Source organism: Methyloversatilis sp. (assembly GCF_965284615.1).
Classification (GTDB): Bacteria; Pseudomonadota; Gammaproteobacteria; order Burkholderiales; family Rhodocyclaceae; genus Methyloversatilis.
Window position 1 is genome coordinate 812,203 of the sequence record NZ_OZ260098.1, and the last position, 12,258, is coordinate 824,460.

General features: G+C 68.6%; 12 protein-coding genes. 2 read left to right on the plus strand and 10 right to left on the minus strand.

The annotated features are described in order from the left end of the window. Positions 1 to 43: 43 nt before the first annotated feature. On the minus strand, positions 44 to 469 hold the full coding sequence (gene trxC / locus ACQ66H_RS04025; RefSeq protein ID WP_430432906.1) for a thioredoxin TrxC: 426 nt from the start codon (positions 467 to 469) through the stop codon (positions 44 to 46). A gap of 460 nt (positions 470 to 929) precedes the next feature. Beyond that, positions 930 to 1,319: a TraR/DksA family transcriptional regulator gene (locus ACQ66H_RS04030; RefSeq protein WP_430432907.1), complete on the minus strand. Its 390-nt coding sequence runs from the start codon at positions 1,317 to 1,319 to the stop codon at positions 930 to 932. 165 nt (positions 1,320 to 1,484) lie between these two features. Between ACQ66H_RS04030 and ACQ66H_RS04035 the strand changes: the two genes are divergently transcribed. Further along, complete coding sequence (locus ACQ66H_RS04035; protein ID WP_430432908.1) at positions 1,485 to 2,951, plus strand: amidase; 1,467 nt, start codon at positions 1,485 to 1,487, stop codon at positions 2,949 to 2,951. Here ACQ66H_RS04035 and ACQ66H_RS04040 read toward each other — a convergent pair. From ACQ66H_RS04040 to ACQ66H_RS04055, 4 genes are all read right to left on the minus strand, one after another. Beyond that, complete coding sequence (locus tag ACQ66H_RS04040) at positions 2,929 to 3,297, minus strand: c-type cytochrome (RefSeq protein WP_430432909.1); 369 nt, start codon at positions 3,295 to 3,297, stop codon at positions 2,929 to 2,931. The two genes, ACQ66H_RS04035 and ACQ66H_RS04040, sit on opposite strands and share 23 nt — an antisense overlap. Positions 3,298 to 3,384: 87 nt before the next feature. Beyond that, positions 3,385 to 5,370: a pyrroloquinoline quinone-dependent dehydrogenase gene (locus ACQ66H_RS04045; RefSeq protein ID WP_430432910.1), complete on the minus strand. Its 1,986-nt coding sequence runs from the start codon at positions 5,368 to 5,370 to the stop codon at positions 3,385 to 3,387. Between the two features lie 362 nt (positions 5,371 to 5,732). Then, positions 5,733 to 7,085: a PQQ-dependent sugar dehydrogenase gene (locus tag ACQ66H_RS04050; protein ID WP_430432911.1), complete on the minus strand. Its 1,353-nt coding sequence runs from the start codon at positions 7,083 to 7,085 to the stop codon at positions 5,733 to 5,735. Between the two features lie 38 nt (positions 7,086 to 7,123). Next, positions 7,124 to 7,282 (minus strand): DUF3309 family protein, encoded by a 159-nt coding sequence (locus tag ACQ66H_RS04055; RefSeq protein WP_296809097.1) that lies wholly within the window; start codon positions 7,280 to 7,282, stop codon positions 7,124 to 7,126. Positions 7,283 to 7,644: 362 nt separating this feature from the next. On the opposite strand from ACQ66H_RS04055, the gene ACQ66H_RS04060 reads away from it, so the two are divergent. Next, complete coding sequence (locus ACQ66H_RS04060) at positions 7,645 to 9,729, plus strand: catalase (protein ID WP_430432912.1); 2,085 nt, start codon at positions 7,645 to 7,647, stop codon at positions 9,727 to 9,729. Between the two features lie 21 nt (positions 9,730 to 9,750). Here ACQ66H_RS04060 and ACQ66H_RS04065 read toward each other — a convergent pair whose 3' ends face one another. The 4 genes from ACQ66H_RS04065 to ACQ66H_RS04080 are packed head-to-tail and all read right to left on the minus strand — an operon-like array spanning position 9,751 to position 12,254. After that, positions 9,751 to 10,149, minus strand: coding sequence for a hypothetical protein (locus ACQ66H_RS04065; RefSeq protein ID WP_430432913.1), 399 nt, complete (start codon positions 10,147 to 10,149; stop codon positions 9,751 to 9,753). 14 nt (positions 10,150 to 10,163) lie between these two features. Continuing rightward, positions 10,164 to 10,859, minus strand: a complete 696-nt coding sequence (locus tag ACQ66H_RS04070; protein ID WP_430432914.1) for a carbonic anhydrase — start codon at positions 10,857 to 10,859, stop codon at positions 10,164 to 10,166. Between the two features lie 16 nt (positions 10,860 to 10,875). Further along, positions 10,876 to 11,316, minus strand: coding sequence for a ubiquinone anaerobic biosynthesis accessory factor UbiT (gene ubiT, locus ACQ66H_RS04075; protein WP_430432915.1), 441 nt, complete (start codon positions 11,314 to 11,316; stop codon positions 10,876 to 10,878). After that, the gene (locus ACQ66H_RS04080; protein WP_430432916.1) at positions 11,313 to 12,254 is read right to left on the minus strand and encodes a U32 family peptidase; all 942 of its coding nucleotides are present in this window, start codon (positions 12,252 to 12,254) and stop codon (positions 11,313 to 11,315) included. The genes ubiT and ACQ66H_RS04080 overlap by 4 nt, the downstream gene beginning before the upstream one ends. Positions 12,255 to 12,258: the final 4 nt, after the last annotated feature.

The window sequence follows — 12,258 nt, forward strand, 5'->3', positions numbered from 1 at the left end:
CGTCCATTGAGGAAGGCGGATCCCGAGGCGGGTATGGGGTTGTCTAACCGCGCGTGTGCGACTGCACCCAGCGCACGATGTCGGCGGCGCTCATCGCGCCCGCCTGTCGGGCGACTTCGACGCCGTCGCGGAAGAGCATCAGCGTAGGAATGCTGCGGATGGCGAAGCGCGCTGCGGTCTGCCGCGCGGCTTCGGTATCGACCTTGGCGAAGCGCACCTGTGGCAACTGCCGGGCGGCGGCTTCGAACTGCGGCGCCATCATGCGGCAGGGGCCGCACCAGGCGGCCCAGAAATCCACGACGACCGGCAGTCCGGTGCGGCCGACATAGGTGTCGAAGTTCGCGTCGTCGAGCGCGAAGGGCGCCGCCTCCAGCAGCGGCGCCTTGCAGCGCGCGCAGACCGGGCCGTCGCCCAGACGCTCGTCGGGAATGCGGTTGGTGGCGCTGCACTGCGGACAGACGACATGCATGGTGTTGCTCCCCGGAAGGATGTTGACGGTCAGATGGGGTTGGCGACGGTGAATCCAAGTCCGGAGGTGCTTCTTTGGGAGGGGTCTTCTGACCCCGGCCGCGGCCTGTATCGAAGCCGGTGTGCTGCGACGGCCGCGTCGCGGTAAGAAGACCGCTCCCACAGGGGCGGTACGCCAGAGCCAAGGTCTGAACCGTGGCCGGGGTTCTGTGGAAGGGATCTTCTGACCTGACCGCGGCCTGTGTCGAAACCGGTGGACTGCGGCGGCTGCGTCTCGGTCAGAAGACCCCTCCCACAGGGGGCGGTGCGCCGGGGCTACGACCCGAGTCTGGGCTGGGGTTCTGTGGGAGGGGTCTTCTGACCCCGACAGCAGCCCGGATTGAAGCCGGCGAACGGCGGCGGCCTTTTACCAGTCACGATCGCCCCACGCGGGACGGCCGTCATCCGTCAGAGCTCGCGCCTCAGAGGCTGGCCGCGTGCGGGCGCCCCCGTTCGCGGGCACCCTGACAGCCGACGCACAGCGCAGCCTGTGGTTCGGCCTGCAGCCGGGCGAGCGGAATGTCGGTGCCGCATTCGGCGCAAAGGCCGTAGCGACCGTCGGCCAGACGTTGAAGCGCGGCGTCGAGCGCGGCCAGTTCGACCGTTTCGAGATCGGTCATCGCCAGATCGATCTCACGGTCGGCGCTGCGCTGTGGCGCGTCGTCGCCGTCTTGCAGCAGCACGTCGCGCGCGTGTTCGGCCCGTGTGCGACCGGCAAGCTGTGCCTGGATGTGGGCGGTGAGCGCGTCGTGACGCGCGCGCAGACGGCGTTCCAGCTGTTCGCGGTCGGCCTGGGTGAGCGGGGTGTTCATCGTGTCGTCCTCCTTGTACCCATGCTGTCACCGGCGCGTGCGAGCGGCGTTGATCGGTGTCAATGGTGCCGGTCGCATCGTCCTGAACGACGGCCGACGACCATTCCGGATTCATCGATCCGGATGCGCTATCGTCACGCCGTCCGAGCCATTCCGTCTCCTGCCATGACCGACTCCGCACTCGACGTCGCTGCCCGCATCGCACGCGGCGACAGCACGGCCGTCGATGAGCTGGAGGTCTGCCTGGCGCGCATTCGGCAGCACAACGCCGACATCAATGCGGTGGTCACACTGGACGAGGCCGGCGCATACGCCGCTGCGCGCGCCGCCGATGCGCGGCGTGCGGCAGGTGGCGAGCTGCCGCCGCTGCTGGGCGTGCCGATGACGGTGAAGGATGCATTCGAGACCGCCGGCCTGCGCACCACCGCCAGCCATCCGCCGCTGGCGCACTACGTGCCCGCGACCGACGCGACCGTCGTCGCGCGGCTGAAGGCGGCCGGCGCAGTGCTGGTCGGCAAGACCAATCTGCCGGAACTGGCGGCTACGCCGCAGTGCTGGAGCCCTCTGTTCGGCCCCACGCGCAATCCATGGGACCTGGCGCTCACGCCGGGCGGCAGTTCCGGTGGCAGCGCGGCCGCCGTGGCGATGGGCTTTTCGTACATCGATCCGGGCAGCGACATCGGCGGCTCGATCCGCATACCGGCTGCCTGCTGCGGCGTGGCCGGGCTGAAGGCGACCGAGAACCGGATTCCGCGCAGTGGCCACATTCCGCATCTGCCGGGCGGCCGGCGCAGCGTGCGCCACCTGCTGTCCTTCGGTGCGCTGGCGCCGGCGGTGGCCGACCTGCAGACCGCGCTGGCGGTGCTGGCCGGTCCGGACGGGCTCGATGTCGAAGTGCCGCGCGTGCCGTTCCAGCCGGCGCCGCCGCTGACCGGGCCGATGCGCATTGCGTGGTGGGACGAGTTCGGCGGCCTGCCGCTGTGCCGCCGCACGCGTGCTGTGCTGGCGCGCACGGTGGCGGCGCTGGAGGCCGCGGGCTGCGTCGTCGAGCGGCGCTGCCCGGAAGGTTTCGACGTGATCAAGGCCTGGCAGGCCTACGGCTGGATCGCCGGCACCGAGATCGGGCTCGGCATGCCGGCGCTGGCGCGTCGGCTGATCGCCGTGATGGGCCGCTTCGTGACGCGCGACCAGCCGATCGCGCACGCCTTCGTACAGGGGCTGGCGCTGGACGCGCAGCGTTACAGCCGCGCGCTGAACACCCGCGACCGCATGGTGCGCGCGCTCGAACACTTCCTCGACAGTTGGGACACCTGGCTGTGCCCGGTGGCCTGCACGGTCGCCCACCCGCAGACGGAGCTCGTGTGGTGGCGCCGTCCGCCCGATATCGAGGTTGACGCTGCGCCATGGCCATTTGTCGAAGCGGCCATCGGCATGGTGACGCCGTTCTCGCTGACCGGAAGCCCGGTGGTTGTGTTGCCGGCCGGCGTCGAGGACGGCCTGCCGGTGGGCTTCCAGTTCGTCGGCCGCCGCTGGCAGGACGAAGCGCTGCTGGCGACGTGCGCCGATATCGAGCGGGTGCTCGGCGCGCGTCCGGTGCCGCCGCGGGCGCTTACCACCGACCGATGGACTTGATGTAGGCCACCAGTTCCCAGATCTCTTCCTGCGTGAACACCTCGCCCCAGGGCGGCATCGGCGTCGCGCCCTTGCCGCCGTCGCGGATGGTGTTGAACACGTATTCCGCTTCCAGTCCCTCACGCTCGATGAACAGAGCCGGCTTGTGGCCGTGGCAGTAGTCGGCGCAGGTTGACTGGAAGCGACCCTGGCCGGCCTTGATGCGGGCCGGGTCGGCGAGGTCGAAGGGGGCGGGGCCGGCGGGTGCGGCGCCTTCCGCTGCCTTGTCCGGCAGCACGGCGTTGAAGGCCATCGCCGAAGCCATGCAGCTCATCAGAGCTGCGAAGGTGAGTTTCCGTATATCCATTGATCCGTTCCGGGGAGTGCGTGTAGTTGATGACCGTGCCGCGCGTCGGCGCGACACGGTCCGGACGCAGGCTTGCCGCGTCCTGCCTCAATCGACCTGGACGGCCACCAGCTCGGCCGGCAGGCCGGCGCCACCGATCGGCACCACGACGTACTGCTTGCCGCCGGCGCGATAGGTCATCAGCGCGCCGAAGGCGGCACCCGGCAGCTTCACTTCGCCGAGCACGTCACCGGTGCGCGCGTCGTGCGCGTACAGGAAAGGTTCCTTCTCTTCCGCGGTCGCCTGCGTGATCAGCGCGTTGCCGCGCGACGACAGGCCGATCACTGAGTTCGTACCTTCCGGTGCGAGGAAGAGCACGTCGTCGGTCAGCGCGATGAAGCTTTCGCGCGGCACGCCGACGCGGTCCAGCTTCAGGTCCTTGATCGCCGGGTGATCGACCGGGCCCTTGCCGGCCGGCACGCGCCACAGGTGCTTGCCGGTGTTCATGTCGATCGCGGTGACGGTGGAGAAGGGGGGCTTGAACAGCGGCAGACCTTGCGGACCGCCGACGCCGGCCCAGGTGCCGGTGTAGTCGTACACGCCCTCGTTCTCCTTCTTCAGCTTGATGCCGAAGGGGATGGTGAAGGACGGCACGTACAGCACATTGGTCTTCGGGTTGTGCGCGGCACCGGCCCAGCTGGCGCCACCCAGCACGCCCGGCACCTGCAGCGTGCCGGCCTTGTCGATGGTCGGCGGCGTGTACAGCGGGCCGTAGTTGTAGCGCGACAGGATCTTCTTCGCCTCCTCCTTCAGCTGCGGCGTCAGGTCGATCAGGTCGTCCTCGGTGACGCCCTGCTGCACGAAGGGCGCGGGCAGGCTGGGGAAAGGTTGCGTGAGCGAGGACCGTTCGCCCGGTACGGTGGATTGCGGTACCGGCTTCTCGGTGATCGGCCACACCGGTGCGCCGGTGCTGCGGTCAAAGGTGAACACGAAGCCCTGCTTGGTCACCTGCGCCAGCGCCTTCACCTTCTTGCCGTTGACCGTCAGGTCCATCAGGTTGGGTGCGGTCGGCAGGTCGTAGTCCCACAGGCCGTGATGGACGATCTGCTGGTACCAGGCGATCTTGCCGGTCTTGGCGTTGAGCGCCACCACCGACTCGCCGAACAGGCCGTTGCCCTTGCGGTGGCCGCCGTAGAAGTCATTGGTCGGCGTCGAGAAGGGCAGGTAGACCAGACCCAGTTCCTCGTCGCAGCTCGGGCGCGCCCACATATTGGCCGAGCCGGTGGTTTTCCACGAACCGTCTTCCCAGGTTTCGTTGCCCGGCTGGCCTTCCTGCGGCGGCTGTTCGAAATGCCACACGCGCTTGCCGCTGCGGATGTCAAAAGCCTGGATGTCGCCCGGCGGATGGTTCTTCATCGGCGCGCGGCCGACGGCGAAGGAATCGAGCACGGCCAGGCTGGGCACGATGGTGTTGCCGCAGACGATGGGCGGTGAAGTGAGGGCAACCAGCGAGCGGTTGACGAAGCGGCGCAAGCCCTTGGTCATGTCGATCCGACCCTTGTCGCCCCACGATTCGATCGGCTTGCCGGTCTTCGCATTCAGCGCGATCAGGTAGCCGTCGCCGGTGCCGACCAGGATGCGCTTGTCCTCACCGTTCGCCCAGTAGGACAGGCCGCGGCTGATGAAGCCGAGGTTGGGCGGCGTGCCTTCGACATAGGCCTTGGGGTCGTAGGTCCACAAGGTCTTGCCGGTCTTGCCGTCGATGGCCGACACCATCGCCATCGGCGAGCTGGAGTACAGCACGCCGTCGATCGCCAGCGGCGTGGACTGGTTCACCCAGGTACGCAGTTCGGCGTTGTCCTGCCACACCTTGTTGTCCGGCATGGCCCAGCGCCAGGCCACCTTCATTGACTTCACGCTCTGTGCGTTCACCTTGCCGCCGGCCAGATAGCGCGAGCCGGCCTTGTCGCCGTTGTACTCGGTCCAGTTGCCGTCGCCCGCAGCGGCCATCGCCAGCGGGGCGGCGCCGAGCATGATGGACAGCCACAATGTCTTCCTGGCTGCGCGGGGAAAAGCGCCCGCGGAATTCAGCATCGCCATGTTTCCTCTCTCCAATCGAGTTCGTTGTGTTCGTCTGTGGAACGCAACGGCGGTCTGCCGCTGCGTGCCAGGACGACGCAAGATCGGTGCCGATGGAAATCCGGGAAATGCGCCCGGCATGGTCCGGGACAATCGCCGGCGGGATACGGGTGTACCGGTTTTTGCGGCCGGAACAGAGACGGGTGTCTCGTGCGGGCGTGCGACGTCTCAGCGATCGACGGAGCGCGATCGCGGTGGGAGGAGAGACGAGGGAAGAGGGAAGGGGAGAGGGTGGAGGCGGCGACGTGGTGCTGCATCGAACTCGCCGCCGCCGCTCAGCCCCGGTCAGTGTCACGGCTGGCGGTTCGGCAAGATGTTCAGTTGCCGGCCGGAGAGGCGGGCGCCGGTGAGCGGCTCGCGTCGTCCGCAGCGCTGACGCGCCAGACGGTATTGCCGACGTCGTCGGCCACCAGCAGGCCGCCCTTGCGGTCGATGGCCACGCCGACCGGTCGCCCGTAGGCATCGCCGTCGCCGCTGAGGAAGCCGGTGAGCACGTCGATCGGCTCGCCTGCCGCCGGACGGTCGCCTTCGAACGGCACGAAGATCACCTTGTAGCCGCTGTGCGGCTTGCGGTTCCACGAACCGTGCTGACCGATGAACATGCCCTGCGCGAACCCGCTGCCCAAGGTGTTGCCGGCCGACCAGACAAGGCCCAGCGAGGCGGTGTGCGGACCGAGGGCGTAGTCGGGTACGCGCGCCGTGGCGACAAGCTCCGGCTTCTGCGGTTCGACGCGCCGGTCCACGTGCTGGCCGTAGTAGCTGTAGGGCCAGCCATAGAAGCCGCCATCGTCCACCGAGGTGAGGTAGTCGGGAACGAGGTCGCTGCCGATCTCGTCGCGCTCGTTCACCACCGTCCACGATATGCGCCCCGTGCCGTCCCAGGCCATGCCGTTGGGGTTTCTGAGACCGGTCGCGAACAGACGCTTGTCGCCGCTGGCGACATCGACCTTCCAGATCGCGGCGCGACCTTCCTCGGCCTCGATGCCGTTCTCGGCCACATTGCTGTTCGAGCCGACGGTGACGTAGAGCTTGCTGCCGTCGGGGCTGGCGATCAGGTTCTTCGTCCAGTGATGGTTCAGCGTGCCGCCCGGCAGGTCGGTCACCCGTTCTCCGCCATCGGTGATTTCGAGCGCGCCGGTCCGGTAAGGAAAGCGGACGACGGCGTCGGTGTTCGCCACGTAGAGCCGGTCGCCGACCAGCGCCATGCCGAACGGGGAGTTCAGCCGCTGGAGCAGGACCGAACGCACGTCGGCCGTGCCGTCGCCGTCGGTATCGCGCAGCAGGGTGATGCGGTTGGCGCTGGGCACCCCGGCGCCGGCCCGCTTCATCACCATCCCGGTCACCCAGCCCTTGATGCCCGTGCGGTCGTCCGGGCGCTCTGGCGCATTCGTTTCCGCCACCAGCACGTCGCCGTTCGGCAGTACGAGCAGCCAGCGCGGGTGGTCGAGGTCGCGCGCGAAGGCGGTCACCCGGGTGCCGGTTGCCGGCAGCGGCGCGCCGCCTTCGGGCCAGCCCTTGGCGGGCGCGATGTGCATGGTCGGCAGCAGCGTCGAACGAGGCGGTGGCAGTTGCGGGTGCGGCCCGCTGCCGGCCGAAACCGGCAGCTCGGCCACGTCGCCGCAGCCGGCCAGCGTCAGCAACAGGGCTGCGCTGGCCGACGCGCCGCGCATCCGTTGGTGCAGTCCGGGATACGCGAGGTGCAGGCACGTCATATCCGCCCCATCAACAGAAGGACGACCAGGATGACAACGACCAGGCCGACGCCGCCCACCGGTCCGTAGCCCCAGGCGCGGCTGTGCGGCCAGGTCGGAAGAACACCGATCAGGGCCAGGATGAGGATGATCAGAAGTATGGTTCCAAGGCTCATATCCGTTTCCTCGCTTTCGTGATTGCTGGATGAAGGGTCCGGAGACCGGCCGGATCCGGTGCCTGCTCGTTGCCGTGCAGTCGAGCTGTCACAGCAATCGCTGTTCCCGGCCCCACGGTGGCCGATGCCCGCAGCAGCCCGCAGGCCGCGCACATTCTTCAAGCGGATTGCCAGGAATTACCCGGAATGCGGGCAGCCAGCCCGCGCGCGGTGCGCGGGGTCGGGCACCGCGCTTGCAAGGCGTCCTCCTCTTCGCGCCACGCGACCCCTTCGTCCGGGGGCAGACGTAACGGGATGTGAAGGGCGCGCGGCGGCTGCGGCCGCCGTGCGGCATCGAACGATCAACACGGAGGACATCGCACATGAGCAGGCAGGCAAGGAACACGGATGGCACCGACGCGAACGCGGTCCCGCAAGCAGCGGGCGGCGAGCTTCACCAGACGGCGCAGGGCGATCAGCCGGCGCTGACCACCAATCAGGGTGTGCCCGTCTCCGACAACCAGAATTCGCTGCGCGCGCACACGCACGGGCCGACGCTGCTGGAGGATTTCGTTCTCCGCGAGAAGATCACCCACTTCGATCACGAGCGCATTCCCGAACGCATTGTGCATGCCCGTGGCTCGGCCGCGCACGGCTATTTCGAACTGACGCACTCGCTCGGCGAGTACACGACGGCGCAGGTGCTGACCGAGGTGGGCGCGCGCACGCCCGTCTTCTGCCGCTTTTCCACGGTGGCCGGCGGTGCCGGGTCGGTCAACACGCCGCGCGACGTGCGGGGCTTCGCCGTCAAGTTCTACACGCCTCAGGGCAACTGGGACCTGGTCGGCAACAACATTCCCGTGTTCTTCATCCAGGATGCGATGAAGTTTCCGGATCTGGTGCATGCCGTGAAGATGGAGCCCGACCGCGGTTTCCCGCAGGCGGCGACTGCGCACGACACCTTCTGGGACTACATTTCGCTGACGCCGGAATCCATGCACATGGTGATGTGGATCATGTCCGACCGCACGCTGCCGCGCTCGCTGCGCATGATCGAGGGCTTCGGCATCCACAGCTTCCGGCTGCTCAACGCCAACGGCGAGTCCACCTTCGTGAAGTTCCACTGGCGACCCAAGCTGGGTTTGCAATCCACGGTGTGGGACGAAACCGTGAAGATCGCCGGTGCCGACCCGGACTACCACCGGCGCGACCTGTTCGAGGCCATCAGCAACGGCGACTTCCCGGAGTGGGAACTGGCGGTGCAGCTGTTCACCGAGGAACAGGCCGCCGATTTACCGTTCGACCACCTTGATGCCACCAAGCTGATACCGGAGGAATGGGTGCCGCTGCAGGTGATCGGCCGCCTGGTGCTCGACCGCTGGCCCGACAACTTTTTCGCCGAAACCGAGCAAGTCGCCTTCTGTCCGGCGAACATCGTGCCCGGCATCGACTTCTCGAACGATCCGCTGCTGCAGGGGCGGCTGTTCTCCTATCTCGACACCCAGCTGCTGCGGCTCGGCTCGCCCAACTTCCAGCAGATTCCGGTCAATGCGCCGAAGTGCCCGTTCTCCAATCAGCAGCGCGACGGTCATATGCAGATGCTGCAGCCGAAGGGGCGCGTCGCCTACGAACCCAGCTCACTGACACCGCCACCGGCGCGCGAGACGCCGGACGGCTTCCGCAGCGCGGCGGTCGCCGAGGAAGGCGCCAAGGGGCGCGTGCGCCCCGCGAGCTTTGCCGACCACTACAGCCAGGCTCGGCAGTTCTGGCGCAGCCAGACGGAATACGAACAGGCGCACATCGCGTCCGCGCTGGTGTTCGAACTGTCCAAGGTCGAGCATCTTCACGTGCGGCAGGCGATGACCGGTCATTTGCGCAACATCGACGAGGCGCTGGCGCAGCGCGTGGCGAAAGGCCTGGCCCTCGATGCGCTGCCGGACGCCCCGCTGCCCGCGCGGCCGGTGCAGGACCTGCCGCCGTCGCCGCCGCTGCGCACGATAGGCAAGACACCGCCGACGCTCGCCGGCCGGATGGTCGGAATACTGATCGCCGACGGTTCGGACCGCGTCACCGTCGATGTACTCGTGGTCGCCCTGACCCAGGCCGGTGCGCGGGTGAAGATCGTTGCCCCGAAGGTTGGCGGCGCCTGCATGTCGGATGGCGCGGTGCAGGCGGCGGACATGCAGCTTGCCGGCGCGCCGTCGGTGCTGTTCGACGCGGTGGCCGTACTGCTTTCGGAAGAGGGGGCCGCGACGCTGCTGAGGGAGTCGGCTGCCATCGATTTCGTGCGCGACGCCTTCGGTCATCTGAAGGCGCTGGCACTCGACGCGGGCGGTGAGGTGCTGTTCCGTGCGGGCGGCCTTCAGGCCGACGCAGGCGTGGTCGCGGCCGCCGATCCGGCGGCCTTCGTCGCGGCGGCAGGTACGCGGCAGTGGGCGCGCGAAGCGCTGGTGCGCATGCTGGCCTGAGGCGCGAGCCGCGCGCGTCGTTCAGTGATCGCGCCCGGCCCGCAGGTGGCGGAAGTGCGCCGGCGCGTGTGATACGACCGACGAGGCAATCAGCAGCAGCCAGAAAATGCCGGCGGCGAACTGCGGCAGCGTGATCATTGCGGCGACGCCGAGCAGTTTCAGCGGAATGAACAGCCCGGCCAGTTCGACTGCGTGGCGCGGCTTGCTCCACACCTCTATGCCATAGAGGCCGAGGCCGGTCGCCAGCATCAGCGCGGCCGCGCCGCGACGGTATTCGTCGTGGCCGGTCAGCAGTGCGCTGCCCACCAGCACGACGCCGACCAGATGCAGCGAGCGCAGCGCAACCAGCAGCCAGCGGCGGCCGGGAAAATCGCGGCGGTTGCTCGGCGCGAAGTCGTGGGGCAGGTCGTGCGTGGGCATGGCGCGAGTATGACTCACCACGCATCTACCGGGCTGATGTCGTCGCTGGCGAAGGGCAGGAAGGGACCGGTGCCACTGTGGTCGGCGCTCGACGCCGGTACGAAGGCGCCGCGGTGCACGTCGAACACATGCACCTCGCCTTCCTCGATCACGTAGTGCCAGCCGTGCAGCGCGAGCTGACCGGCGTTGACCTGACGACGCACCATGGGGTAGTCCATCAGCCTTTCGAGCTGCAGCACGACGGCGCGCTGTTCGGTGCGGCGCAGCGCCTCATCGGTGAGCTGCACCGGCAGCACCGCCTCGCGCCCGAGGTCGAGCCAGGCGTTCAGATTCGGCGCGTCGGGACCGACGCCTTCGTACAGCGCACGCACACCGCCGCAATGGCTGTGGCCGCAGACGACGATGTGCGCGACCTTCAGGTTGAGTACTGCGTACTCGATCGCTGCAGCGGTGCCGTGGAAGCCGGCCAGTTCGCCGCGCTGCGTGCCGCCGTCGTAGGGCGGCACGAAGGCGCCGACGTTGCGCACGATGAACAGTTCGCCCGGACCGGTGCCGGTCAGCAGATAGGGCACCAGGCGCGAATCCGAACAGCCGATGAACAGGATGGTCGGGTGCTGGCCGTCGCGCACCAGATCCTGGAACTGTTCCTGCACGCCGGGAAAGGTGTGCTCGTGGAAGCGGCGCAGGCGGGCGAGCAGTTCGTCGGGCATGGCGGTGTCCTCTGGTTCAGGCGGGTCGGTGCAGCAGCGGGCCGATGGCGTCCAGCGTGTTCTTCAGCAGCAGGCCGTATTCGGTGTCGCCTTCCATCACCAGCGCGCGTTCGAAGAACAGGCGGTCGGCGTCGTCGTCGCCGCGCAGCAGGCGCAGATAGCTGGTGCTGTCAGCGGCGATGCGCAGCGCGACCGGGCCGTGATCGGGCGCGCTGCGGAAGCGGCCGTCGCGCAGCGCGAGGCGGCAGCGCAGACCGAAGTCGCGCACCTCGATCTCCACCGTGTGGTCGGCAAGTTCGAGCGCCGCGTCGGCCGGCAGGCGGGGGCGCAGCACGCGGTTCAGTGCCGCGGCGAGCAGCAGCGAGGGCGGTCGTATCGGCAGGCGGGCGATCAGCGTGCGCAATGCGGCGGGCGGCGGCGGCAGTGCCGGCAGCCTGATCGGGAACGAGGTGTTCATGCGGGCATCCTTTCCAGTCCGGGGCGGCGGCGGGCGTAACCATTGACCAGACCGCCGGGCAGGCTCAGCGCTTCGAGCGCCGCGGCGGCTTCAGCGGCGTCGGCCTGGCCGTTCCATGTGCGCTCGAACAGATCGACCACGGTGGCGAAGTCGCGCGAGGTGGGCGACAGCCGGGCGCGGCTGACGCCGGCGGCGCGCAGTGCCGGCGCGTCGGCGATCAGGCAGTGCTGCGCCGCCGACTGCGTCTGTATGCCATTCAAGGCGAGGAAGTGCTGCTGTTCAGTGGTGTCGAGCAGCAGGCCGTCCGGGTGTTCGATGCAGCGGAAGCCGCACTGGTCCTTGCTGAGGTGGAAATGGCGCGCGGTGAAACAGCGTGCCGAGAAGGCCAGCGGCAGGCGGCCGAAGGCGAATGCCTCGGTGGCGACCGGTGTGTCGTTCGCCGGTCCGCCGATCACCGGTGCGGCCGGCGGGTTGATCAGTGCCAGCGCGTCCAGCGCGAGTTCGACCGGTGCGACCCAGCGGATGGCGCCGAGTGCGGCGTGCTCGCGCAGCGCCGGCTGGCTGTAGACGTTGATGTGCGGGCCGAGCACGAAAGGCCGGCCGGCCAGTGCGCGCAGTGCCGAGGCGTCGCCGGCTTCGACCAGGAATTCGGTCTGGTCGGCCCAGCGGTGCAGTGCGCGCAGGTCGGCGGCCGATTCGAGCAATGCCTGGCTGGCCAGCACGACTTCCTTGCCGCAGGCGGCGAGGTCGCGCGCGAGTGCGAGCCAGTCGTCCGCCTTCATTTCGTGGCGGCGGCTGCACACGACTTCGCCGAGCACCACGGTGTCGGCGGGTGACTCGGCGACTTCGGCGTAGAAATCGAGCAGCGTGCGCCGCGGCCAGTAGTAAAGCACCGGGCCGACGGTCAGGGCGATGCGGGTGTTCATCTGTGTGTTCATCGGT

Bases quoted from the DNA above. Each gene is read 5' to 3' on its own strand.
- ACQ66H_RS04080 (WP_430432916.1), bottom strand. From the start codon at position 12,254: ATGAACACACAGATGAACACCCGCATCGCCCTGACCGTCGGCCCGGTG.
- ACQ66H_RS04060 (WP_430432912.1), top strand. From the start codon at position 7,645: ATGAGCAGGCAGGCAAGGAACACGGATGGCACCGACGCGAACGCGGTC.
- ubiT (WP_430432915.1), bottom strand. From the start codon at position 11,316: ATGAACACCTCGTTCCCGATCAGGCTGCCGGCACTGCCGCCGCCGCCC.
- ACQ66H_RS04030 (WP_430432907.1), bottom strand. From the start codon at position 1,319: ATGAACACCCCGCTCACCCAGGCCGACCGCGAACAGCTGGAACGCCGT.
- ACQ66H_RS04040 (WP_430432909.1), bottom strand. From the start codon at position 3,297: ATGGATATACGGAAACTCACCTTCGCAGCTCTGATGAGCTGCATGGCT.
- ACQ66H_RS04050 (WP_430432911.1), bottom strand. From the start codon at position 7,085: ATGCGCGGCGCGTCGGCCAGCGCAGCCCTGTTGCTGACGCTGGCCGGC.
- ACQ66H_RS04055 (WP_296809097.1), bottom strand. From the start codon at position 7,282: ATGAGCCTTGGAACCATACTTCTGATCATCCTCATCCTGGCCCTGATC.
- trxC (WP_430432906.1), bottom strand. From the start codon at position 469: ATGCATGTCGTCTGTCCGCAGTGCAGCGCCACCAACCGCATTCCCGAC.
- ACQ66H_RS04070 (WP_430432914.1), bottom strand. From the start codon at position 10,859: ATGCCCGACGAACTGCTCGCCCGCCTGCGCCGCTTCCACGAGCACACC.
- ACQ66H_RS04045 (WP_430432910.1), bottom strand. From the start codon at position 5,370: ATGCTGAATTCCGCGGGCGCTTTTCCCCGCGCAGCCAGGAAGACATTG.
- ACQ66H_RS04035 (WP_430432908.1), top strand. From the start codon at position 1,485: ATGACCGACTCCGCACTCGACGTCGCTGCCCGCATCGCACGCGGCGAC.
- ACQ66H_RS04065 (WP_430432913.1), bottom strand. From the start codon at position 10,149: ATGCCCACGCACGACCTGCCCCACGACTTCGCGCCGAGCAACCGCCGC.